This window comes from Candidatus Aminicenantes bacterium (genome assembly GCA_011049425.1).
Taxonomy (GTDB): Bacteria; Acidobacteriota; Aminicenantia; order UBA2199; family UBA2199; genus UBA876.
Window position 1 is genome coordinate 62,720 of the sequence record DSBM01000141.1, and the last position, 22,607, is coordinate 85,326.

Below are 22,607 nucleotides of genomic sequence, written 5' to 3' on the forward strand. Positions count from 1 at the left end.
CATATAGCTGCTGGCTTTTCAGGCCCTGATCTGGTATATTATCTGTATTTCCATTGAGGAGTTTTTACGTGATTTATATCTATAAACTCATCTTTGTCGCCGTATTTGCGTTTATCGGGTATCACCATCCGCCGTTTCTGGGAACCACGCAACAAATGGGAGCGGTCATCGGTGCCGCTACCGCCCTGGCCCTGGTGATCCTGGCGCTGCGTGTCCGCGTCACCGAATTGAAATACATCTGGAGCTCATCCATCGGCATGTTGCTGGGAATCCTTGTGGGGCTGGGGCTTTATGCATTAACCGAATCGATCAGCCTTTTCTTTTCCGCCAAGGTGTTTTTCCAGATGGTTTTCCTGTTCGGATTTCCTATTACAGGACTTTTTATCGGCCTGCAGAAGCCCAACATGTTCTCACCACTGAACATCAAGGAATTCCTACGCGGCAGCAGTGCTTTCACGGATTCCTTTCTGCTGGATACCAGCGCCATAATCGACGGACGCATCGTTCCCATTGCCGCATCCGGTTTTATCAGCGGTGAATTGATCATCACCCAATTCGTGCTGGCTGAACTGCAGTCCATTGCAGATTCATCCGATCCCAGCAAGAAGATTCGCGGCAAACGCGGCCTGGATGTAATCGACCAGCTGCGCAAGACTCCCGAGATCTCGGTCACCATCCTCAACAAGTCTGTATCCGGCGTCAAGGAAGTCGACCAGAAACTGGTTCTGCTGGCGCGGGAAAGCAATTTCAAGGTGATTACCAATGACGTCAACCTGAGCAAGATCGCCAAACTGCAGGATGTCAGCATCCTCAATATCAACGAGTTGGCATTCAGCCTCAAGCCCATTGTTTATCCGGGGGAACATTTGACGGTCAATATACTCAAGGAAGGCAAGGAAAAACGCCAGGGCATCGCCTATCTCGAGGACGGAACCATGGTGGTTGTGGATGACGCCAAATCGGATATCGGAAAAACCTTGCGCATTGAGGTGACTTCCGTGCTTCAGTCCACCACGGGCAAAATGATTTTCGGCAAAAAATCCTGATGCTCAAGATCCGCGCGGGCGCAGGGTACGACATCCATCGCCTCGAAAGGGGAGGGAAGTTAATGATCGGCGGAATCCAAGTCAGCAATGACTTGCATTTCGTGGCCCATTCGGACGGTGATGTGCTGCTGCACGCTTTGATAGACGCCCTGTTGGGCGCCTCGGGGCAACCGGACATCGGCGAATTATTCCCGGACACCGATCCCCGCTATCGCAATATCTCAAGCTCCACTCTGCTGGAAAATGTCCTTTTACGTTTACATGAAAACGGTTTTACAATCATTAACATCGATTGCACCGTCGTGGCCCAAAAACCTCTTCTGCAACCTTTCAAGCCGGCTATGCGTGAAAACCTGGCGCGAATGCTGAAAATCCCCGCCGATGCGATCGGGGTGAAAGCCAAGACCCGTGAAGGCCTGGGCGCGGTGGGTCGCGGCGAGGCCATTGAATGTTACTGTATCTGCATGATCCGCGCACGCGCTGAATCATGAAACGCATCCCCATCATCACCATTATCGGTGTTCCCAATACAGGGAAATCGACCCTGTTCAATCGCTTGACCGGCCGCCGCAAAGCCCTGGTTCATCCGGAACCCGGTATGACGCGGGACGTGTTTCGCATGCCGATGTTCTTGGATGAACGGCCGGTTTTCCTTCAGGATTCCGGCGGGTTTTTCCCCGATAAGTCCGATATATCTAAAGAAATAAACATCCGGGTGTTGCGCGAAGCGGAACGCTCCGATGTGGTTGTTTTTTTGTGCGATGGCAAGCGGGATATCCTCGGATATGAAAAGGATTTTTACCTTTCCGTGCGCAGCCGTGCACAATCACTTATTCTGGTCGTAAACAAAGTGGATGACCCGGAACGCCATGTCGTTCCCCAATCGTATTATGAATTAAAGACCGATGTGCTGGCGATCTCCGCTGAACACGATCTGGGAATCAATCAGCTCCGTTTTCTTCTTGGCGAAAAAATAGGTGAATCCGTCACCAAGCCCACAACAGAACCGGGCAACGCCTCGCGCATCAGTATAGTGGGCAAACCCAATGTGGGCAAATCTTCGCTGATCAACAGCATCCTTAGGGATGACTTGTTGATTGTAAGCCCGATTCCCGGAACCACACGCGATTCAATTGACCTGGCCCTCAGCCGCAACAATCGAGACATGATCCTGGTAGATAATGCCGGGATTCGCAAAATGCAAAAAATTCACGAAGACACGGAGAGTATCGCCGTACTCCGTGCGCAGAAAGATATCCATAGCGCGGATATCATTATCCTGGTTATCGATGCTTCGCGCAAAATCAGTCAAAATGATTTGTTTATCGCCGACCAGGTGTTGAAATCAGCCAAACCGGTCATCCTGGCCGCCAATAAGTGGGACCTGGTATCGGCCTCACAGGCCCCGCATTTACTCGAACAATCGATTCGTCAACGCCTGCACGCATTTTATTTCGCTCCTTTTCATCTGGTATCCGCCTTAAATGGGAAAAATGTTTTCCGCTTGCTGGACAATGCGGAACGAATTCACATGGTACTTCAAGAGGGGGTTCGCACACCGGTCCTGAACCGCGCCATTAACTCAGCCTACGCGGAAAAACGCCTGGTGACAAAAAGCGGAAAGGCATTCAAATCGAAATACGCGACCATAGAATCCAGACGGCCATTCTTTATTCGCCTGCAGTCTCGTTATTCCGAGCACCTGAAACCTTCGGATGAAACCTTTCTCAAAAAGCGTATTACAGAAAAGCTTGATTTATGGGGCATTCCCATCTTTGTCAAAGTCACGGCATCCGCGCGGAACTGAGCATTGTCGACGCGTCGACATCTCTGTTGCAAAGGCATGTTCGACCGCATGCGCCGCCCAGCTTTATGTTTTCCTTGACATCGATTTCACCATAAAGTAGGATGCATTCAAGCGTTGGGAAACCATAGGAAACAAACCCTAAAACGCCATGACGGGAATCAGGAGAACAGCGTGATCATTACCATTGCCAACCAGAAAGGCGGGGTGGGGAAGACCACCACTGCAGTAAACCTCGCGGCTGCATTTGCCTTGGCCGGAAGACGCGCCCTACTCATTGATATGGACCCGCAGGCCAACTCCACAGTGTCTTTTCTGGACTCGCGTGACATCGAGCTGAGCGTATTTCATTACCTGGAAGACATCGATACCGCGTTTGAGGATGTGGTTCAATCCACGTCAATTGAAAACCTTGATCTGCTTCCCGCTTCCATCTCCCTGGCCAAACTTGAATCCAAAATGATCGGCGAAATTGATGGCCATTTCCGCCTGAAAGATCGCCTGGATGCCGTGTTTCCTCGATATGACTATGTCTTGATCGATACGCCGCCAACCCTCGGATTGATCACCATCAACAGTTTAGTGGCGGCTACCCACTTACTCATCCCCATTCAGGCATCCTATTTTGCTTTAGAAGGCACGGATGATCTGTTGGATACTTTTGAAAAAGTCCAAGCGCGCAGCAATCCGGAATTAGCCATTCTGGGTGTCCTCATCACCCTGTATGATCGACGCATCGTAATCGCACGTGACAGCGCGGCACACATCCGGGGGATCTTTAAGGATCGCATGTTCAAAACCGTGATTTCACGCAATGTGAGGTTGGAAGAGAGCCCGGCATTTAAAGAATCCATATTCACCCACGCTCCGAATTCTCGCGGGGCAGGGGAGTACAAAAACCTGGCAAGGGAGATTATGAAACATGGCTAAAAAGATCGGCTTGCCTGAATCCATCAAGTTGAAACATGATCATCACCTGGTAGACGAGCTTTCAAGTCGCAGCCGCACCTGCGTGATCCGCTATATTTCGCTGGAACGGATCGTGGCCGGCGCGCAGCAGCCGCGCAGTGATTTTGGTGACATCGAAGCGCTGGCGGCTTCGATCCGCGAAAAAGGCGTTATTGAACCCATAATTTTGCGTTCAAGGGATGGTCGATTCGAAATCATTGCCGGAGAGAGACGCTACCGCGCGGCCAGATTGGCCGGTTTAACTGAAATTCCCGGAATTGAATACGACATTCAGGACAATGAAGCTTTGGAACTGTCCATTGTGGAAAATGCCCAGAGAAAAGACTTGAACCCGTTTGAATTGGCATTTTCTCTAAAGTCCCTGAACGAGATATATGGATACACCCACGAAGAAATCGCCAAAAAAGTCGGCAACTCAAGGGTATCCATCACGGAAATGATACGCCTCAGTGACATGCCGCCCCAGGTAGTCAGCCGTTGCCAGGAAATGGGTATCGAGTCTAAGTCATTCCTGCTTGAACTGGTAAAGCTGGAAAATATCGAGCAGATGATGCATGTACTGGATCAATATGCAAAATCGCCGTTTTCCAGGGATGCCGTCAAGGAAATCCGCCGGCGCAAAACGCCGGAGGGCAAAGAAAAGGGCCGGCCCGCTGCCGCAAAAGCGCAGAGTTTCAAGTTTGTGGCGCCCGACAAATCCCTGAAAATCGATTTCCGTTTTCGCGAAGGTGAGATCAACCGCGAGCGCCTTATTGACGTATTGCAGACACTGCTTGAGGATCTGCAGAGCGGGCGGATCAAGGGCATCAATACCTGATTTAATTGAAAATTCGGTTTTTGGTTAAGGAATGTGTTGTTAAGTTTACATAATATATCTTATCCGACGTTACATCCGCTATGCATCTATCGCGCCGATATGGCAGTATTTTCATCTTTGTGGATAACTCTTGTGTATGTCTTGTGAAGGCTTTCTGGCAGTTCGCGTCTGTTTTCCCGCGATATCGTTCATCCGCCATTGCAACTGTCCGGGACCCGCTGGAATTAGTTGCTTTTCTTCCCTGGCCAGGCGCCTGGTTTTGTGCTGGCGATATGCAGCCGCGACCCAATTGGGGATTTCCCGTTTCGGCCTGAATTGAATCTTTTGGTTCTGTTACGTTGGTGATTGGAGTGAAGCTTCAGAACACCCAGAGGGCATAAATACCCGTAGGACATAAAGCATAAGCGAACGCAAGCGTAGGTTCCTGGGACCCATTTTTAAATTAGAATAACGTCCGCCCACACAGAATGGAAGAAAACCAATCTTTTCAACTATAGATCCCTTGCGTTTCCGTGTCGGTAATCCCGAATTGACGGTAAACGGGAATTTTTACTGCGCCGTTACCGGCAGAACTGTCTCAGCAGAAATAGTGTTTTGTTTTTCGGAAAACCTATATAAGGGATATTCAGCTAGAAATATGCCTTATTTGGCTGATTGTACAGTTGCTGCGCTGGACTTACTGAGGCGGTTTTTGGTTGGGCGCGAACATTTTAAATTTTGCTTGCGCTATGTGTTTCGGCCCAATGACTCGCTCAAATTCTTTAGTCCCTGGTCCATTTTTTCCTGGAAAATCCGCCAGGTGGATGCCTGGTTGCACTTGCCGCTGCGGATGTTGACATCGAATACGGAAAAATCCATGACCAGGTTGTTGCGGGCCACCTCAAAACGCTGGTACATTCCGGTCAGGAAGCGTTCAATAATGGGTTTGCGCTTCATGCCGATCACCGAATTGAGAGATCCGGTCATGCCCACATCGGTTTGATACCCGGTGCCGTTGCTGAGAATGCGCACGTCACTGGTTTGCACGTGGGTATGGGTGCCCACCATGACACTCACCCGCCCATCCAGAAAAAAGCCCATGGCTTGTTTTTCCGCCGTGGCTTCGGCGTGAAAATCCACGAAAACGCATTTCTCGGGGTCTTCTTTCAAGAGGCGATCCACAATCAGAAAGGGATTGTCGACCACGGGTTCCATGAAAACCCGCCCCTGCAGGTTGATTACGCGCAGTTTGGCTCCATTTGCCAGATTCGCCTTATAGCAGCCATTTCCGGGAACACTTGGTGGATAGTTCATCGGCCTCAGGATGCGGGGATTTTCGCGCAGCAATTCAACGGCTTCACGCTTGTCCCATACGTGGTTTCCCGAAGTGATCAGGTCCACGCCGGCCTGGAACAACTCTACGGCTGTTTTGGGAATGATACCTAAGCCTCCGGCACTGTTTTCGCCGTTGGCAATCACAAAATCAGGGCGAATGCGATAACGCACTTTGGGCAGCACATCAGCCAGGAATCTCCTGGCCCCGCGTCCCACCACATCCCCGATAAACACCACGCGCAGGTCTGGGGATTCGCTACTTGTATTTTTCCTATTTGGCATATTCAACTGCTCGGACTTCTCGTATCACCGTGACCTTGATCTGGCCGGGGTATTCCAATTCCTCCTGGATGCGTTTGGCAATATCTTTGGACACGAAAAACACCTTGTTATCGTTCATTTCATTGGAATCCACGATAACCCGGACTTCCCGGCCGGCCCGCAGCGCGTAGGCTTTTTCCACACCCTCAAAACCGGCGCACACTTCCTCCAGTTTTTCCAGGCGCTTGATATAGGTTTCAAAGATCTCTCTCCTGGCGCCTGGCCGGGCTGCGGACATGGTATCCGCCGCCTGGATCAACACACCCTCAACCGCGGTAAAATCCACGTCCATGTGGTGAGAAGCAATGGCCTCCTGCACCTGTTTGGACTCGCCGAACTTGCGGGCCAGGTCGACCGACAACTGGGTATGGGTGCCTTCAGTTTCGCGGTCAATGGATTTGCCCACATCGTGCAGCAGTCCGGCGCGGCGGGCGACGTTTACATTCGCCCCCAGTTCCCGTGCCATAAACGCCGCGATCAGGGCCACCTCTTGGGAATGCTGCAGGGCATTCTGGCCATATGAAGTACGGAACTTCAGTTTCCCCAGGTAGTAGTACAACTCCGGGTTTATGTCCTTGATTCCCAATTCCACGACGGTCTGCTCGCCGACTTCGCGGAGAAAGTCATCGAATCCCGTTTCGATCTTTTCCACGATCTCTTCCACGCGCGCGGGATGAATCCTGCCGTCCTGGATCAGTGTTTCCAAAGCCCGCTTGGCAATTTCGCGACGAATGGGGTCGAAAGAAGAAACGATAATCGCTTCCGGGGTATCATCTACAATGAAGTCAACACCGGTCGCGTTTTCCAGGGCGCGGATATTGCGCCCTTCCCTACCGATAATCCGCCCTTTCATCTCGTCATTGGGAAGATCGATTACCGCTACGGACGAAGAAACCACGTGCTCGGAAGCCAGCCGCTGGATGGCCGTGCCGATAATGTCCTTGGCCATGACCTGGCTTTTTTCTTTTAAATCCTCTTCAATGGCCCGCAATCGCTGAGCGGATTCCATGCGGGCTTCGCTTTCGTATTGGCTGACGATCAACTCTTTGGCTTCCTGAACGGTCAAGCCGGAAATAGTTTCCAACTTTTTGCGCTGTTCTTCAAGCGTGTTTTCCAATTCGCGGCGCGCCAGGTCCAGTTGTTGCCCACGCTCCCCCAGTTGGACTTCAACTTTTTTCAGGTCTTTTTCCTTGTTTTCCAGGTTGATGTAGCGATGGTCCAGATTCTCTTCCTTCTGTACCAGGCGACGCTCCGTTTCATTGATTTTGTTTATTTTCTGGCTCTGTTTGCGATTGTATTCGTTTTTCCAGTTGATAAACTCTTCTTTCAGTTCAAGATTGGTTTTCGTGCGCTGGGCGGCCAACTCCTGGTCAGCCTGACGTTTCCATTCCTGTTGCTGCTGCTCAAGCCTCCGGTATTGTCCGGAAAACAGCTTCTTGCGCAACAGGAAAACCACTACAGCGGTCAAAGCGATTCCGCCCAGGAACGGAACCATATATGTAAGTATCGACATGTCTCCTCCTTAAACAGGACATGCTACTTCGACAGCGGATTTTGCAGGGAATTTGATTTTTCATGGGCGCGTCCGCAATCGGCATCCATATTATCCAATGTCGCAATCACCTTGTCGATCCTGCGCAAAACAGCACGAAGATCATCGTTTTCACGGCGCAGGGAAAACAACTCGGCCGCAATGTTGATCGAGGTCAACAATCCCAACCGGAACGAATCCATATCGATGGACCGGCCCCGGACGGCGCGTATCTTATCTTCCACGTAAGCAATGATTTCCATAAAGGTGCGGGGGTGGATTTCTGTAGGTAAATCAAAACGGAAATTCCGCCCCAAAATCTTTACATCAATCGTTCTTACCATTATCGTCTTCCAGAGAATCAACCAATGCCAACAGGCTGTTGACTTTGCGTCTGATCTCCTCCCTTTCCTTGTTGATCTGGGTTTTGGCCTGCTCGATCTCAGCCAGCGAATTTTGCAAGCGCCGGTTGTCTTCGCGCAGGCGTTTTATTTCTTCCACCAATGCCATTACCCGCTTTTCCAGGCGGGAAAAATCATTCTCCGGCATGGTTTCCCTCCTCCTTACGTTCTGAGTTCCAACTTAAGGGTTTTTACCAGCTTGTCTACCAGTTCGGTGTGAATGTGGTTTACCCTTTCTCCGGTTAATGTCTGAAAAGCGTGGCGGTAATAGAAACTCAGGGCCATACTGACCCGCTCCCGCCCTGAATCCGCCTGATCCCGATAGCAATCAAACAGTTGATAAGACTCCAGTTCGTTTGGTCGATGCATGGCAATGGCTTTTTCCAGGTCCGCAAACGCGACTTCACTGGGAATATAAACCGACAGGTCACGCTTTACCATGGGGAAACGGTTCCATTGAACAAAGCGTTGAACCGCGTGTGCCGGCATCAGTGAATCCAGCCTGATCTCCATGGCGGGCAGGATTTTTTCCAAGCCTGCGCATCGCATGATTTTTTGCTTCAGGCAACCCATCCATCCCGCCGGTTTATTGCGGATTCGGATTTCAAAAGAGCAACCCGGGTGCAGCCAGGGCAGATTGCTCTGCTTTAGAGAAAATTCCGTTCCCAGCCCCGACAGAAGTGCTTGCATTTCCCCGCGAAACACGAAAAAATCAACCTCTTCGGCCTTGGGATTGCGCCAGGACAGCGGTTCGTGTTCACCCCATGCCGTAGCGGCCAGGGCTTCCTCTTCGCGATAGTCGCTGTCGGAGTAGCGGAAAAAGCGTTTTCCCGTCTCAAACAACTTAACGCCCGGCGCGCCCTGATTGGCGTTTAGAACCGTGGCGCGCAACAGGCCGGGTATAAGCGAATTGCGCAAAACAGCGTAATCCATTCCCAGCGGATTTCGCAGGGCGATAGAGTCCGCGGCAGTGGATTGCGTTTGTGCCATCATCAGGTTGTCTTCCAGGCTCTGAAAAGAGTAATTCAATGCTTGGAAATAGCCGTTGGCAATCAGGTGATGAGCCGCTTTCAGCCGCAGGTTCCGCTGTCTATTCAGAGTGAAATCCTGGTTAACGGTTCGCGGCACGGCCGCTGGTATGCGGTTGTACCCGTAAATGCGTATGATCTCTTCCACAAGATCCTGTTTGCGGGTGATATCGACGCGAAAGGCCGGCACGGTTACGGCCCAGGAATCATTGCTGCTCAAGTCCACCCGGAAACCCAGGCGTTCAAGAATGGCGGCCGCCTCAGTCCGGGGAATTTCTATGCCTGCATAGCAGCTGGGAAAATCAACCGGCATGCGGACAACGGTTTCCTGGAAGCGGCCGGGGTATTCATCGCGATATCCACTGGTAACCACCGGCTTTTCGGACCATGTTTGCATATATCCCAATGCCATGCCAAGGGCATGGGGCGTTGCCGTGATGTCGGTTCCACGCTCAAAACGGTATGACGCGTCGGTTTGCAAGCCCAGTCTTCGGGCCGTACGGCGAATGCGCACGGGGTCGAACCACGCGCTCTCCATGAATACGCTTTGGGTGCGGGCCGTGATTCCGGATTCAATCCCGCCCATGATTCCGGCCAGGGCGACCGGTCGAAGGGCATCCGCGATTACGATATCCTCCGGGTCCAATTGCACTTCCCGCTCATCCAGAAGTCGCAATCGTTCACCGGGTCGTGCCCGCCGAACCCGGATTTGTTTTCCTTCCAGACAATCCAGGTCAAACATGTGCAAGGGATGCCCCATGGCCGCGATCACCAGGTTCGATGCGTCTACAACCTGGTTGATGGGACGCATCCCCAGGGATTCCAGCAAGGTGGCGATTTTTGCGGGAGAAGGCGAAGACGCGATATCGTGAACCACACATCCCGTGTACCTGCGGCAATCCGTTGCGGATTCGATTTGCACTTCGACGGAGTCGCCACCCTCCCCCACCGTTTGCTGCGGATGTGGATATTCCGGAAGATCCAGCTGCAGATGCGGCATGCGCGCATGAATTTCACGCGCAATGCCCAGGTGGGAAAGCCAATCCGGCCGGTTGGGAGTGATCTCTACGTCAAAAGTTGTGGAATGGCTGCCGGAGTGGATTTCAGCCACTTCGATTCCGAGGGAAGCCAGCAACTCCTTGATTTCCGTCACTGGCATGTCTACATCGATGAACTGTTGCAGGAATCGCAGGTTTACGCGCATGGGAATTATCCGAATTGGCGCAAAAAGCGCAGATCGTTTTCAAAAAACATGCGCAGATCCGGAACACCATGTCGCAACATGGCGATGCGGTCCACGCCCATGCCAAAAGCAAAACCGGAAAACACCTCCGGGTCGATACCACAGTTTTCCAAAACCTTGGGATGCACCATACCGCTGCCGAGGATTTCCAACCAACCGGTTCCCTTGCAGATGCGGCATTCGGGATCCCGGCCGAAACACAAGAAACAACTGATATCGATTTCCGCCGAGGGCTCGGTGAACGGGAAATAGCCCGGACGGAACCGGGTGACAATCTCGGAGCCGAAAAAAGCCCGGATAAAGGTTTCAAGAATACCGCGAAGATGGGAAAAATTGACGCCACAATCTACCAGCAAGCCCTCAATCTGGTGGAAAACCGGCGTATGTGTGGCATCCGGTTCATCTTTGCGAAACACTTTACCGGGAAAAATCGCCTTGAAGGGGGGACGTTTTGACTTCATATAACGGATCTGTACCGGAGATGTATGGGTGCGCAAAACCGTATCTTCCCGCCCCTGGATAAAAAAAGTGTCCTGTTCATCCCGGGCGGGGTGGTGAGCGGGGATGTTCAATGCGGTGAAATTGTTGTATTCACTCTCCATCTCCGGTCCCTCCGCCACTTCATACCCCATCTGGATAAAGATATCCTCCAACTCGGTGCGGGTGCGCTCGATCAGGTGAGGCGCGCCGATGGGACGGTAAACAGGCGGTAAAGTCCAATCAACGGTTTTTTCTCGGCCGGTTTTCAAGCGGGCGGAAACCTGATCCAGGTTTTGCGTCACCGTTTGCTTGAAATGGTTGATGAGACGACCGGCTTCGGCTTTCTTTTGCGGCGGTACATCGCGCAACCGCTGCATCAGGAGCGTACAAATCCCCCTGCGGCGGCTGAAGTACTTTTCCTTCAACTCGCGATGCTGCTGCTGAGATTGAACCTGCTCGACCTCCGCTTTGAAAACCTGGATCAGTTCATCAATCTCATGACTGAGTTCCCGGCTCATAGGTACGTTTTGACTTTCTCAACGATACCTGTGAATGTGTCGGGTTCAGTAGCTGCAAGATTGGAGAGCACCTTGCGGTTCAGGCGGATCTGCGCTTTGTCTAAACCATGGATAAATGTAGCGTAATTCAGATCGTGTTGGCGCACGGCGGCATTGATGCGCACGTTCCACAGGCGCCGGAAGTCGCGCTTGCGGTTGCGCCGATCCCGATAGGCATATTGCAGCGAGCGTTCGACAGCCTCGCGTGCTGTGCGATAATTATGGCTCTTGGCTCCAAAAAAGCCACTGGCCAGTTTCAAAATTTTCTTGCGGCGATTCAGTTTTTTATTTCCGCGTGTTACTCTGGGCATCTCATCCTCCGTCTAAGGCTTTTTTCATTTGCCCCATTGCGATTCTTCAGCAGAGAAATCGTCAGCCATAGGGCAAAAGGTTCTTCATCTGCTTGGCTTCTTCCTTGACAACAATGGTGGATTTCCGCAGATTGCGTTTGCGTTTTGCGCTTTTTTTGGTCAGGATATGTGAAGCAAACGCGCGGTTGCGGCGGATCTTACCACTGCCGGTGAACCGGAAACGTTTCCGGGCGCCTCTATGGGTTTTTAGTTTCGGCATCTTTTCCTCCTTTCTTCTTGCCGATCAGTATATGGTTGGAAAACCGTTCTCTCTTGGGCATGGATTCAATCTCGGCAAAGTCCTTGAGGATCTCAAGAATCTTTTCCGTCATGATATGCAGCATTTCCGGTTTGCGTTTCTGGCGGCCACGCAACCACACCGTAATCTTGACTTTATTGCCTTCATCCAGGAATTGCCGGATCTTTTTTAACTTGACTTCGACATCATGCTCCCCGATTACAGGTGTGAACTTGATCTCTTTAACCTGGATTTTTTTCTGCAGTTTCTGGGCTTCATGTGCTTTTTTTTGAATGCTGTACAGGTATTTGCCATAGTCGAGAAGGCGACATACCGGGGGATTCGCATTCGGGGAAATCTCAACCAGGTCCATGCCCTTTTCTTCGGCGATTGCCAATGCTTCACGCATCGGGACAATCCCCAATTGATTCTTTTCTTCATCAATAAGCCGTACTTCCTGGGCACGAATTTCCCGGTTGATACGGTGAGGCCGGATCTTCTGAACAGGTCTTCTAGTGCTGTACCTTCTTCGCAAACGTTTTCTCCTCGATGGCGTTTAAAATTGATTGAACCAGTTTTTCGAGCGCCATCTTACCCTGGTCTCCGCTGCGGTGGATGCGCAGGGAGACGTCCTGGTTCTTTTCCTCTTCATCACCCAGAATAAGGATGTAGGGAATCTTTTCCATTTCAGCGTCACGAATCTTGCGGCCCATACCTTCACTGCGACTCTCCAGACGGGCGCGGATCCCTTTCTTTTGCAGTTCGTTCTGCACCTGCCTGGCGTACGCGGTATTGCGATCGTTGATGGGAATCACGGCAGCCTGAACCGGAGCCAGCCATACCGGGAAATAGCCTGCGTAATTCTCGATCAGGATGCCGAAGAAGCGCTCCAGAGAGCCCAGCAGGGCTCTATGAATCATGATGGGCCTTTCTACCTGCCCGGTTTCACTTGTGTAACGCAAATCAAACCGGCGAGGCATATTGAAATCCACCTGGATGGTGGAACATTGCCATGAACGTTTTAGTACATCCTTGATTTTAATGTCGATCTTGGGTCCGTAGAACACGCCCTCACCCGGATCAACGGTGAATGCGACTCCGGATTCACTCAGGGCCCTTTCCAGTGCGTGCGTGGCCAGGTCCCACTCCTCGGGATCGCCGACAAAGTTTTCCGGGCGGGTGGAAAGAAAAACATCCAGGTCGGTAAAACCGAATGTTCCCAATATGTTCAGGCTGAAACGGATCAGATCCTTTAATTCGTCAAGGATCTGTTCCCGGGTACAGAAAATGTGGGCGTCATCCTGGGTAAAACCGCGCACACGCAGCAATCCGTGTAATACGCCACTGCGCTCATATCGATATACCGTTCCCAGTTCCGCCCAACGCAGGGGCAATTCGCGCCAACTCCGCGTGCGGGATTTAAACACCACCAGGTGAAACGGGCAGTTCATGGGTTTAAGCTGGTATTCGGTGTTGTCGAACTCGATCGGGGTAAACATGTTTTTACTGTAAAACCCCCTGTGTCCACTGGTTTCCCACAATTCACCGCGCGCGATATGCGGCGTATACAGGAGTTCATAGCCGGAACGAATATGTTCTTCCCTCCAGTACTTTTCAACCTCATAGCGAATCATGCCGCCGCGGGGATGCCAAAGCACAAGACCGGCGCCGATCTCATTTTGAATCGAAAACAAATCCAGGTCCCGGCCCAACTTACGGTGATCCCTGGCTTTGGCCTCTTTAAGGAAACACAGATGATCGTCCAGTTGCTCTCTCGTGGGGAATACCACGCCATAGACCCGCTGCATTGAATGGCTGGATTCATCTCCCATCCAGTGTGACGCCGCTACGGACATGAGTTTGAAATGCTTCAGGAATCCCGTAGACGGCAGGTGCGGCCCGCGGCACAGGTCAATGAATTCTCCCTGGCGGTATACGGTTACGCTGTCCCCATCAACCTTTTCATGAATCAGTTCCACTTTCAGCAACTGCCCCATTTGCGAAAAGAGCTCCAGGGCAGCCTTCTTGGATAGTATTTCACGCTTGATGGAGAGGTTCTGTTTAACCAGGTGAGCCATGCGGCGGGATATTTTTTCCAGATCCCCCGGGGTAAACGGCTCTTTAACTAAAAAATCGTAATAAAACCCGCTGTCAACCGCGGGTCCGATGCCGTATTGGGCATCGGGGAATAATTCGAACACGGCATGGGCCAGCAGATGCGCGCAAGAGTGCCGGAACACATCCAGGGCATCCGCATGCTTCGGATATACAAATTCATATCGATCCGCCTCGACGGTTGCAGCTCCAAGATCGGTCAACTCGCCGTTCAGGCGCATCAAAACAGGCTTGCCGTTTTTGTTACTCATGGTTGGTCCGGGAGGGGGATGGTAGGCGCGGGCGGGCTCGAACCGCCGACCTCTACCGTGTCAAGGTAGCACTCTAACCAGAACTGAGCTACGCGCCTGAACCACAAATTCCACAGCTGGTTAATCCAACTGGATTTTCAGCTTTTTGCCGGGAATGAACTTAGCGACCCGCCGCGCCGGGATTTCAATAGTCTCCCCGGTTCGTGGATTCCGGCCCTTCTTGCGTTTTTTCATCGTGGATTTAAATGTACCGAATCCCACGATGGTCAATTTCCCGTTTTCCCGCTTCATCTGGTCGATTACGATTTCCACCAAATTGTCTATAATGGTTAAGGCATCGTTTTTGGTGAATTCGGTATTATTGACCATAGCGGCCGCCAATTCATTCTTGTTCATAAACAATCCTCCTCTTGACGCTCGTAAATGTACATGATATCCCCTGCAAAGTCAATACTGACGGGCAAAAAAGCCACGTGACCGCGCCGCCTCACGGGTTGCTGCAGACACACGGATCCGTAGGTGTCTCAGATGCGCAGAAGGCTCCCCTTGGCCATGATATCTCGTTGGACCCTTGAGAGTTGAGGGAGGGAAAAGCATTCCTGGGTGTCCTCTACTGTCACCTTCCCGGTATCCAGGTTCACGTGAATGGGTTTTAAATGCGTCCAACCGCCGTTTTTCACCAATTCCCCGGCTTGTGGTAATTCAATGATGGGCATGCCGGAATTGATGGCGTTGCGTTTGTAAATGGCCCCGAATGACTCAGCGATAATCAGTCGTATGCCCAGGGCGCGAAAACAATCCACTGCATGCTGGCGCGACGATCCCGATCCGAAGTTCGCGCCGGCCACCACGACATCACCTTTCTGAACCAGTTCCGGGAAACGGGTCCAACCCTCCAGGTTACCCAGGGCATAACGACCCATCTCGTCCACTTCCGTGATATGCAGATGCTGGTTGTGAAAAATCTGATCCGTGTCGATATCCGGAATCAACCTTCCCTGCGCAGAGGTCAACAGGATCAGCCGGCCGGCAAATTGACGTTCAGACATGCGCTAGCCCTCCTTTGCGGTCAATCTTCCTTTCATCACCGACCAAGCCACAACTTCGGGAGAAGTCAGGTAGTTGAATCCGTCACCCTGTTTACCCGGGAAATTGCGGTTGCCGGTGGACAGCATGACCTCATTGCGCCCGGTCATACCGATATGACCCTGGGCGCAGCCGCCGCATCCCGGATTGGATATGATCGCGCCGGCATCAAACAGGTCATTCAACATGCCCCGGTCCATGGCCGCTTTGTAAACCCGTTGCGTGCTCGGCACAATCGCCAGTCGCGTTCCCGGGGCGATTTTGCGCCCTTTCAGAATTTTCCAGGCGGCCTCGATATCGCTGAGCCGCCCATTGGTGCAGGATCCGATAAACCCAAAATCCACTTTGACGTCGCTCAGCTCCGAAACCTTGCAAACATTGTGTGGAACCGGCGGTGCCGCCACCATGGCTTCAATATCAGAGACATCGACAACAATCTCTTCATCATATGTCGCGTCGGGGTCGGCACGAACTTCACCGGGACAATCCCCCATCCCGTTCATGGCCGGAATCTGATCCATGGTGTGGTTGTTAAAGGGAATAAAGCCCACGATTCCACCCATTTCCGTGATCATGCTTAACAAGGTGATGCGACCAGGCAGATCCAGTTTCTCTACAGCCTCGCCCACGAATTCAACCGCGCAACCCAACACGCGGTCGGTTTTCAGTTCGCCCAATATCCACAGCGCCAGGTCTTTACCGTTGATTGGTACTCGGGGCTTTCCCTGTATGCGAACCAATCTGGTGCGGGGGACTTCAAACCAGGTGCGCCCCCTGCGGAACCCAAAGGCGATATCCACATCCCCCATCCCCTGGCCGAAACAGTTCACGGCTCCGAGAATGTTCATGTGGCTGTCCGTACCCACCACAATTGTACCCGGCAGGGCGATTCCCTCTTCCATCATGGTATGGGTACCGATGCCGCGCTCCACGTCAAAAACGCGGATTCCCTGCTCCCGGGCGAATTCCCTGCAGATCTGCTGGTTATTCGCATACTGGATGGTTTTGGGCGGAACCGTCAAGTCAAAAGTAAACAACACCCGCTCCCGGTCCACCACCGGGGCATCTCCATAGTGACTTCGGTAGTTTTTGACCACATTCGGCCCGGCAAAATCCCGGGCGGAAATCACGTCCAGGTCGATCCAGACAATCTTTCCCGGCGCTACCTCTTCCTGGGTATGCCGAGCAAAAATCTTTTCAATAACCGTTTTTCCGCTCATTGCAGTTTCCTTTTCACATCGATCATAACCAACCTGGAGATCTGTTTCAGGGTATCGATCACCCCATCTCCCTTTGTGGCGACGGCTTCCGTTACGGGTTCCCCTTTTTTGCGCAACACCGGAATCAACTCATCGGCTGGAGTGATATTGGGCAAGTCCCGTTTATTCAGTTGCAATACATAAGGCATCTGGTCGAAATTCAATTTGTATTCACGCAGGTTTTCCATCATGTCCTCAAGGCTCTCGATGTTGGCTTCAAAACGCTCGCGCTGTGAATCAGCCACAAACACCAGTCCGTCCACACCCTTGAGAATCAGCTTTCGGGAGCTGCTGTAATAGATTTGTCCCGGCACGGTATACAGATGGAATTTGACCTTGTAGCCTTTGATTTGACCAAGATCCAGGGGAAAAAAATCAAAAAACAGGGTTCGCTCGGTTTCAGTGGCCAAGCTGACCAGCTTGCCTTTGTTATCACTCTTGATTTTCTCGTATATGTATTTGATGTTGGTGGTTTTTCCACTGAGCCCCGGCCCGTAGTAGACGATCTTAAAGTTGATCTCGCGAGTGGAATAGTTTAAAAATGACAATATCAGTCTCCAAATATCTCGTCAATGTCTGCGTCCGTAACCCCTTCAAAGGGAGAAATATCATCTTTGAAAACGTTTGACTTCAATTTTTGATTAATGGTTTGAAATACTCCGGCCAGCTCCGACGTGGCGTTTTTCACCCGGAAACGTACCAGGCCCAGGTTGGATTCCCTGCGAAAGATGTTGATCAACATGGTGCGTTCATTGATCAGTGACACGTAGAGGCTCTTGGTATCGGATTCAGTCAACACACTGGTGAATTTGTCGATCTGCAGCATCTGGGCGATACTGTTGACGGCCGATATGCTACCGGCGATCAACGAAGAGATGGAATTCAAATAGGAGTCATCCAGATCGCCGGTGGAGGCGATGCAGTGGCCCTCGGAATCGGTAATAAAAACGATCTCTGACCCCGAATTTTCTTTGAGCTCATCAAGGATCTTTTTGATCAACACATATTCTTCGTTGTATATGACAAAGTTTTCCTGCATGGTCTAACCATTATGAAACGCCTCAAATCGCTTGTCAACCATATCATTCAACATCCCTGCGTCCCTCCATGGAACGGGCGATGGTCAACGCATCCACGTAGTCCATGTCCGCGCCCACGGGCAAACCCAGGGCGATGCGGGTAATGCGCAACCCATTGGACTTGAGTTGTTCACTCAGGTAGTGTGCGGTTGCATTGCCTTCAGTGGTTGGACTGGTAGCCAGAATGACCTCGCGAACGCCACCGGAAGCGACACGTTGTACCAGTTCCGGGATCTTTAACTCATCCGGACCCACACCCTGCACCGGTGACAGATTCCCATGCAATACATGGTACAACCCATGGTAGAGATGGGTTTTTTCAATTGAAAGGATGTTGAACGGTTCTTCCACTACGCAGATCAAACCCCTGTCCCGGCGATGATCACGACAGATTTCACAGGTTTCTTCCGTGGTCAAGGTGCGGCATTGGGAACAGAAACGCACACTTTTGCGCGCCTCGAGAATGACGCGCGCCAATTCCTGGGATTTCTCGGGGTCCGATTTCAAAAGATAAAAACCGATGCGCTGGGCGGATTTACGCCCGATTCCCGGCAACCGGCTCAACACGGTAAGCAACCGTTCCAATGGCGGGGAAAAACCGTTCATGTATTGCTCCCCAAGCACCTAAAAGGGCAGACCACCGGGGATACCCGGGATGCCCATGCCGCCCATTTGATTCTCAATCTCACTGTCCACCTTGGCCTGAGCATCGTTAACGGCCGCAATAATGAGGTCCTGAAGCATTTCCACATCTTCGGGATCCACCACTTCCGGAGCGATGCGCAAGGATGTAATGGCTTTGTGACCGTTCATGTGCACCTGCACCATTCCACCACCCGCATTCCCCTCAACATCAAGAGCGTTCTTTTTCTCCTGTACTTCCTGAGCCATGCTCTGAGCCATCTGTATCATCTGGTTGATGTTCGGAATCTTGGCCATCTCCTCCTCCTTGAATCTTGTCGACGCTGATCATCTGCGCCCGGATCTGTTCCGCCAGGTCCTTGATATTGCGATCACTGCGCATCTCTTTCTCGACTTCCGCGCGGGTGTCGCGGCCCACGTCCACCAGAATGGGGAGGCGGCGGCGGTAGCGTTTGGCCAACGAGCGTTCGAGTACTTCGAGGTTGTCGTCAAGTACGGATTTCACATGGCCGTTGCCGCCGTCCACCACAACGCGGACGCGGTTGCCATCACACTCTACACTCGCCGCACGAATATGGGACGCCAGCCGGGGATTGTTTCTTTCCAGGTCTTCAATCCACCAGACGCGTATGGTCTCTGCGCTGATATCAGGTACGTCCGCCTGGGGCTCTGCTTTTTTATCCCCTGAGAAACCGTTTCCGGCTTTTGCGGGCGGCAGATCGGAAATAACTGAGTGGACAGGAGTTTCCCCTATCGATGCCTGCGTGTTCATTGCCCGAATGGCTTCTTCAATGGCAACAAGATCCGGGAAGTAAGAAAGCTTTAAAAACAGGTATTCCAGAATGATGCGCGGATTTTCCGTGTGCCGCACGGTCATTTCCATTTCCTTGGCGGCTTGAAAATAGCGCAAAAGTTCTTCTTCTTTAACAGCCGCGAGGATTTCACGAATCCGTGTCAGGTTCTCCGGATTGAGATTGTGCAAACTGCCCGGGTCCTCCATGCTGTGGACCACGATCAGGTCCCGCAGAAACTTCAGGTATTCCCCGTAGAAAAAGCGCAAATCGGCGCCACGCTCCACCAGCTCCTGCACGGACAGGATAATGTCCTTGCGACGGCGTTGCAACACGGCTTCGGTCAAGCGGATAAACAGTTCTTCTTCGATCACCCCCAGGATATCGACCACATCCTCGTCGCGCACATCTCCGTTGGACAAGGCTATGGCCTGGTCCAGAACCTTTTTGGCATCACGCAGGCTGCCTTCGGATGAACGCGCAATCAGAAAAACGGCGTAATCGGATACTTTCACGCTCTCGCGTTTGCAGATTTCCCGCAACAGGCGCGCGATGACTTCAAAGGGAATGCGGCGAAACTCCAAATGCTGGCAGCGGGAAACAATGGTGGCGGGGATCTTGTGAAAATCCGTGGTTGCCATGATAAAGTAGGTATGCTCCGGAGGTTCTTCAACGGTTTTCAATAACGCATTCCAGGCGGAATTCGACAACATGTGCACTTCATCGATCACCACGACGCGATACCGGTTCTGCATCGGCTTGTACTTTACGGTTTCACGCAATCGACGTACCTCTTCCACGCCGTTGTTGGATGCACCGTCGATTTCAATATAATCCGACGACTGGTCCGCCGTGATTTCCCTGCAGAAGCGGCACTCATTGCAGGGCTCCCGGGAGGGTCCATTTTCACAATTCAACGCCTTGGCCAGAATACGGGCGGCGGACGTCTTGCCCACGCCTTTCATGCCGGAAAAGATCAGTGCCGGATAGAGTTTATCCATTTCCACGGCATTTTGAAGTGTTTTGACCACGTGGGGCTGTCCGATCAGATCGCTGAAACGTTGGGGGCGGTATTTTCGTGCCAGTGCCAGGTACATTGTCGTTTACGGTATCTTCATGATCACGTTGGCGTCACTGCGCGGCGATCTATGTCCAAATCCATGCCCAATCAAAAAAGAGATCCAGGAGATCCCGGTCACTTGCCGGATTCCCCTTAGTGCTGCTCCCTCTCGGGCCTGACACGGTTCAAGGCACGGCACCGCCAGGCTCCTGGATCTCAAGAATGACATAGAGCGCAACGGAGAGGGTGGGATTCGAACCCACGGTACCGTCTCCAGCACACACGCTTTCCAAGCGTGCTCCTTCAGCCACTCGGACACCTCTCCGCAAAGAGGCATTGTAACCGGAAAACCCGTCAATTGCAATAGTCGGGAATACCTCGTTTACGGCTTTCAGCCGGCTTCATTTTCAAGCAAATGGTCCGTTCCCGGTGCTTCTGATTGTCTCTTCGGCTTTGAATGGGTATAATCACGTTGAAAGCCAACATGAAAAACCCGTTTCGATATATGGATGCCTACACCAGCCCGCAAACCGTTGCTCCCCGCTTTCCCAGTCTTTGTTTTTATCCCTGGTACATGCGGCTGATCTTTCGTTACCGCCGTGACGTGCGCCGCGGCGCCGCCGGTACGGGTTACTTTCCCGCACGTTCACTGGATGTGATTCGCCGCATTGAACACTGCGGCGGCCGTTTCGTTGTGACCGGGCTGAATTACCTGCGTGAACGCTCCGGCCCCGCCGTGTTTGTTTCCAACCACATGAGTACACTGGAAACCATGGTCCTGCCCGGATTCATTCACTTGTTCATGCCGGTCACCTTCGTGGTTAAGGAATCACTGGTTAAAGGCCCTTTTTTCGGCCCCATCATGCGCTCGCGAGACCCCGTGGTAGTGACGCGACGCAATGCCCGCGCCGACCTGATCTCAGTGTTGCGTGACGGCAAACAGAAATTGAAAAACGGCATTTCCATCGTTCTTTTTCCGCAGGGAACACGTTCGCGGGCTTTTGATTCCCGGCAATTCAACACATTGGGAGTCAAACTGGCACGCAGTGCCGGAGTCCCCCTGATTCCCCTGGCATTAAAGACCGATTTTTGGGGCAACGGCTTGCTGATACGACCGCTGGGCAAACTGCATCCGCAGCGCACCATCTTTATGGCCTTCGCGTCCCCATTGGACTCGACTTTGGAATCCGCGCGAATGCACGAACAGACCCTGTTCCATATCCGCAGCCACCTGCGCGATTGGGGATTGCCCCCCACCCGCATTCGCTAAAGCCCGTTCCCGCTTCGCGGATGGTTGATGTCGCAGAGAAAGGCATTCAGGATGCCCTCCCGGCCGGCGCCAACCGCGGGAAACTCCCGATGCATTTCCTCGGGTGCATCCCATGTCACCGCCGCGCTGCCCATGCTCCGCAACATGTCCAAATCATTGTAATCATTGCCCAGAGCGGCAGTGGCTTTGCGTGTAATCCCCAATCGCCGACACAACTCTTCTATGCCGGATGCTTTGGATACGCCCCGGGGCATGAGTTCGATCCACATGGAGCGGTTGTCCAACGGCGAGGTGGCACGGATCACATGACAACGGGAGCCCAGAATGCAACGCAGCCGGTTCAGGCGGTTTCGCAGCGGCGGCATGATCACAATGAACTGCGATACGCCCACCCCCAATCCGTTCAGACTCTGCGGACGCATGCAGGCGAAGCCCCGATAGCGACGCAAGCGCAGTGAAAAATCGCTTTTTTCATTCATAAATCTGCGGTACCAGAACCAGTGGTTGTGGGGCACACGGCGATGAATCATGTGATTCCAGCGCCGCCGATCCAGAACCTGCATGATTTCTTTTGTACGCCCCAACGCCATACCGGCCTGGTAAATCAGCCGCTGTTGCGGCCAATCCATGATTCCCGCTCCGGATGAAAACACAATGTGATCCACGGGGAAATCAGTGGGTACCACTTTGCGCAAAGAGTGGAGATTTCGCCCGGTGGCAATGACGCGTTTGATCCCCATGCGCCCCAATTCATTCAAGACTTGAATGTCCCGGTCATGGAACCGCTGATCGCGGGGCAACAACGTACCATCCAGATCGGTAATCAGCATGGACAATTTTGGCCGAATGGGAAGATTCGCGTTATCCGTAATGTTTATCAAGAAGTCATCCTGTGTAAAACCTTTAGATCGCGATACGAATTAGATTGTATCAATGTTGACGTGAGGGCTCAATG

The 22,607-nt window shown here is 52.2% G+C and carries 25 protein-coding genes, 2 tRNA genes and 1 other RNA gene; 6 read left to right on the forward strand and 22 right to left on the reverse strand.

The window, feature by feature from the left end; translation table 11 throughout:
• Positions 1 to 68: 68 nt before the first annotated feature.
• The 5 genes from ENN40_09830 (at position 69) to ENN40_09850 (ending at position 4,636) form a co-directional block, all read left to right on the forward strand.
• On the forward strand, positions 69 to 1,046 hold the full coding sequence (locus tag ENN40_09830; GenBank protein ID HDP95643.1) for a TRAM domain-containing protein: 978 nt from the start codon (positions 69 to 71) through the stop codon (positions 1,044 to 1,046).
• Complete coding sequence (locus ENN40_09835) at positions 1,046 to 1,537, forward strand: 2-C-methyl-D-erythritol 2,4-cyclodiphosphate synthase (GenBank protein ID HDP95644.1); 492 nt, start codon at positions 1,046 to 1,048, stop codon at positions 1,535 to 1,537. Before ENN40_09830 ends, ENN40_09835 begins: the two co-directional genes overlap by 1 nt.
• The gene (der, locus tag ENN40_09840) at positions 1,534 to 2,853 is read left to right on the forward strand and encodes a ribosome biogenesis GTPase Der (protein HDP95645.1); all 1,320 of its coding nucleotides are present in this window, start codon (positions 1,534 to 1,536) and stop codon (positions 2,851 to 2,853) included. The genes ENN40_09835 and der overlap by 4 nt, the downstream gene beginning before the upstream one ends.
• Before the next feature lie 171 nt (positions 2,854 to 3,024).
• Positions 3,025 to 3,780, forward strand: coding sequence for a ParA family protein (locus ENN40_09845; protein HDP95646.1), 756 nt, complete (start codon positions 3,025 to 3,027; stop codon positions 3,778 to 3,780).
• Entirely contained in the window at positions 3,773 to 4,636 is an 864-nt protein-coding gene (locus ENN40_09850; protein HDP95647.1) for a ParB/RepB/Spo0J family partition protein, read from the forward strand. The genes ENN40_09845 and ENN40_09850 overlap by 8 nt, the downstream gene beginning before the upstream one ends.
• Before the next feature lie 726 nt (positions 4,637 to 5,362).
• Here the strand turns inward: ENN40_09850 and ENN40_09855 are convergent.
• The 21 genes from ENN40_09855 to ENN40_09955 form a co-directional block, all read right to left on the reverse strand.
• Positions 5,363 to 6,193 (reverse strand): TIGR00282 family metallophosphoesterase, encoded by an 831-nt coding sequence (locus tag ENN40_09855; protein ID HDP95648.1) that lies wholly within the window; start codon positions 6,191 to 6,193, stop codon positions 5,363 to 5,365.
• A 28-nt stretch (positions 6,194 to 6,221) separates the two neighbouring features.
• The gene (gene rny, locus ENN40_09860) at positions 6,222 to 7,766 is read right to left on the reverse strand and encodes a ribonuclease Y (GenBank protein ID HDP95649.1); all 1,545 of its coding nucleotides are present in this window, start codon (positions 7,764 to 7,766) and stop codon (positions 6,222 to 6,224) included.
• A 41-nt stretch (positions 7,767 to 7,807) separates the two neighbouring features.
• Positions 7,808 to 8,146, reverse strand: coding sequence for a cell division protein ZapA (locus tag ENN40_09865; protein ID HDP95650.1), 339 nt, complete (start codon positions 8,144 to 8,146; stop codon positions 7,808 to 7,810).
• Entirely contained in the window at positions 8,130 to 8,351 is a 222-nt protein-coding gene (locus ENN40_09870; GenBank protein HDP95651.1) for a hypothetical protein, read from the reverse strand. Before ENN40_09870 ends, ENN40_09865 begins: the two co-directional genes overlap by 17 nt.
• Positions 8,352 to 8,365: 14 nt before the next feature.
• Positions 8,366 to 10,435, reverse strand: a complete 2,070-nt coding sequence (pheT, locus tag ENN40_09875; GenBank protein ID HDP95652.1) for a phenylalanine--tRNA ligase subunit beta — start codon at positions 10,433 to 10,435, stop codon at positions 8,366 to 8,368.
• A gap of 5 nt (positions 10,436 to 10,440) precedes the next feature.
• Entirely contained in the window at positions 10,441 to 11,472 is a 1,032-nt protein-coding gene (locus ENN40_09880) for a phenylalanine--tRNA ligase subunit alpha (protein ID HDP95653.1), read from the reverse strand.
• Entirely contained in the window at positions 11,469 to 11,822 is a 354-nt protein-coding gene (locus ENN40_09885; GenBank protein HDP95654.1) for a 50S ribosomal protein L20, read from the reverse strand. Before ENN40_09885 ends, ENN40_09880 begins: the two co-directional genes overlap by 4 nt.
• A 61-nt stretch (positions 11,823 to 11,883) precedes the next feature.
• Positions 11,884 to 12,081 carry a 50S ribosomal protein L35 gene (locus ENN40_09890; GenBank protein HDP95655.1) on the reverse strand — a complete coding sequence of 66 codons (198 nt, stop codon included), beginning with the start codon at positions 12,079 to 12,081 and terminating at the stop codon, positions 11,884 to 11,886.
• Complete coding sequence (locus tag ENN40_09895; protein ID HDP95656.1) at positions 12,059 to 12,595, reverse strand: translation initiation factor IF-3; 537 nt, start codon at positions 12,593 to 12,595, stop codon at positions 12,059 to 12,061. The genes ENN40_09890 and ENN40_09895 overlap by 23 nt, the downstream gene beginning before the upstream one ends.
• A gap of 16 nt (positions 12,596 to 12,611) precedes the next feature.
• The gene (thrS, locus tag ENN40_09900; protein HDP95657.1) at positions 12,612 to 14,465 is read right to left on the reverse strand and encodes a threonine--tRNA ligase; all 1,854 of its coding nucleotides are present in this window, start codon (positions 14,463 to 14,465) and stop codon (positions 12,612 to 12,614) included.
• 19 nt (positions 14,466 to 14,484) lie between these two features.
• Positions 14,485 to 14,563, reverse strand: a tRNA-Val gene (locus ENN40_09905).
• A gap of 22 nt (positions 14,564 to 14,585) precedes the next feature.
• Positions 14,586 to 14,861, reverse strand: a complete 276-nt coding sequence (locus ENN40_09910; GenBank protein ID HDP95658.1) for an HU family DNA-binding protein — start codon at positions 14,859 to 14,861, stop codon at positions 14,586 to 14,588.
• 128 nt (positions 14,862 to 14,989) lie between these two features.
• The gene (locus tag ENN40_09915) at positions 14,990 to 15,514 is read right to left on the reverse strand and encodes a 3-isopropylmalate dehydratase (protein HDP95659.1); all 525 of its coding nucleotides are present in this window, start codon (positions 15,512 to 15,514) and stop codon (positions 14,990 to 14,992) included.
• Between the two features lie 3 nt (positions 15,515 to 15,517).
• Positions 15,518 to 16,771, reverse strand: coding sequence for a 3-isopropylmalate dehydratase large subunit (locus tag ENN40_09920; GenBank protein ID HDP95660.1), 1,254 nt, complete (start codon positions 16,769 to 16,771; stop codon positions 15,518 to 15,520).
• Positions 16,768 to 17,358 carry a gliding-motility protein MglA gene (locus tag ENN40_09925; protein ID HDP95661.1) on the reverse strand — a complete coding sequence of 197 codons (591 nt, stop codon included), beginning with the start codon at positions 17,356 to 17,358 and terminating at the stop codon, positions 16,768 to 16,770. The genes ENN40_09920 and ENN40_09925 overlap by 4 nt, the downstream gene beginning before the upstream one ends.
• 2 nt (positions 17,359 to 17,360) lie before the next feature.
• Positions 17,361 to 17,849, reverse strand: a complete 489-nt coding sequence (locus ENN40_09930; GenBank protein ID HDP95662.1) for a roadblock/LC7 domain-containing protein — start codon at positions 17,847 to 17,849, stop codon at positions 17,361 to 17,363.
• Between the two features lie 43 nt (positions 17,850 to 17,892).
• The gene (gene recR / locus ENN40_09935) at positions 17,893 to 18,495 is read right to left on the reverse strand and encodes a recombination protein RecR (protein HDP95663.1); all 603 of its coding nucleotides are present in this window, start codon (positions 18,493 to 18,495) and stop codon (positions 17,893 to 17,895) included.
• Positions 18,496 to 18,513: 18 nt separating this feature from the next.
• Positions 18,514 to 18,828, reverse strand: a complete 315-nt coding sequence (locus ENN40_09940; GenBank protein ID HDP95664.1) for a YbaB/EbfC family nucleoid-associated protein — start codon at positions 18,826 to 18,828, stop codon at positions 18,514 to 18,516.
• Positions 18,743 to 20,419, reverse strand: coding sequence for a DNA polymerase III subunit gamma/tau (gene dnaX / locus ENN40_09945; protein ID HDP95665.1), 1,677 nt, complete (start codon positions 20,417 to 20,419; stop codon positions 18,743 to 18,745). Before dnaX ends, ENN40_09940 begins: the two co-directional genes overlap by 86 nt.
• A gap of 79 nt (positions 20,420 to 20,498) precedes the next feature.
• Positions 20,499 to 20,597: signal recognition particle sRNA small type (ffs, locus tag ENN40_09950), an RNA gene on the reverse strand.
• Between the two features lie 23 nt (positions 20,598 to 20,620).
• Positions 20,621 to 20,707: transfer RNA gene (locus tag ENN40_09955), tRNA-Ser, on the reverse strand.
• Positions 20,708 to 20,839: 132 nt separating this feature from the next.
• Between ENN40_09955 and ENN40_09960 the strand changes: the two genes are divergently transcribed.
• Positions 20,840 to 21,652, forward strand: a complete 813-nt coding sequence (locus tag ENN40_09960; GenBank protein HDP95666.1) for a 1-acyl-sn-glycerol-3-phosphate acyltransferase — start codon at positions 20,840 to 20,842, stop codon at positions 21,650 to 21,652.
• Here the strand turns inward: ENN40_09960 and ENN40_09965 are convergent.
• Positions 21,649 to 22,533: an HAD family phosphatase gene (locus ENN40_09965; protein ID HDP95667.1), complete on the reverse strand. Its 885-nt coding sequence runs from the start codon at positions 22,531 to 22,533 to the stop codon at positions 21,649 to 21,651. The two genes, ENN40_09960 and ENN40_09965, sit on opposite strands and share 4 nt — an antisense overlap.
• Between the last annotated feature and the right edge of the window lie 74 nt (positions 22,534 to 22,607).